This is a genomic window from Buttiauxella izardii (assembly GCF_003601925.1).
GTDB classification, from domain to species: Bacteria; Pseudomonadota; Gammaproteobacteria; order Enterobacterales; family Enterobacteriaceae; genus Buttiauxella; species Buttiauxella izardii.
In genome coordinates, this window is sequence record NZ_QZWH01000043.1 from 1 (window position 1) to 1127 (window position 1127).

General features: G+C 62.8%; 1 pseudogene. It reads left to right on the top strand.

The window, feature by feature from the left end:
- A pseudogene (locus tag D6029_RS17225) lies at nucleotides 1-1127 on the top strand (type IV secretion protein Rhs); the annotation flags it as partial.

The following is a 1127-nucleotide window of genomic DNA, read 5'->3' on the forward strand; positions in this document are numbered from 1 at the left end:
GGCCAGCTCACCCACAGCGAGGACGCGGGGCTTGTCACCCGCTGGCATTACGATGAGAACGGCAAATTAATCCGCCGCGAACGCCCGCCGCTGCCCGACGGCACCCCGGATGAAATGCTGTTCGGCCACGACAAAGCCGGACGGCTGGCTGAAATGGCCCACCGCAGCGAAAACCATCTGGTCTGTGTGCGCTATGAATACAACGGCAACGGCCGGGTGACGGCGGAGCACCAGGTTATTCACAATGCGCAGGCGGAAAAACTCTGGCAGCACAGCGTGGCCCGGGAATACGACCCGCGCGGCTTTGAGTCCGCCGTCACGTATGATGGCCTGCCGGAAATCCAGTGGCAGACCTACGGTCCCGGCCATCTGCTCGGGGTGAAACTGGGGGATGACGCGCTTGTCGAACTCTCCCGCGACCGCCTGCACCGGGAAACCACCCGCCGCTTCGGCGACTGGCAGTCCGCCACCGCGTACACACCGCGCGGGCAACTGGCGCAACAGTCCGTTTCAGGCCACCATCCGGCCCTGAACCGCGACTACCGGTACAACTCAGCCGGATTACTTACCGGCATTCACACCGGGCGCGACGAACAGCATTACACATATTCTTCGTCCGGACGCCTGGAAAGCGCACGGCTGGGTGACACCACCTTCACCACGCTCACCGACCCGGCGGGCAACCGCAATGTCACCCTGGCGCATGATTTTATCCCGGCACCGGAAGACCGTCACATCTGGCCCGACAACCGCACCGGCCAGGACGAACGCTACACCTACCGCTACGATAAATCCGGCAACCTGACGGAAAAACGCCGCTATCTCTCCGGCTGGACCGGTGAGGAATACGCCCCGGATGAAACCCATAACTACGCATACGACCAGAATCACCGCCTGACACGCTATCAGCGAGAAGACGACGGCCAGACTAGCGCGAAGGGCCGCTATGTCTACGACCCGCTCGGCCGCCGGGTGGGCAGACTCACCGCCACAATGAACCCGAAAACGAAGCAGACCGACACGCAGCACACCTGGTATGGCTGGGACGGTGACCGGCTGGTGCTGAGCGAAACCCGCGACAGGCAGCACCACACGATTTATCAGCCCGGCAGCTTTGTGCCGCTGTT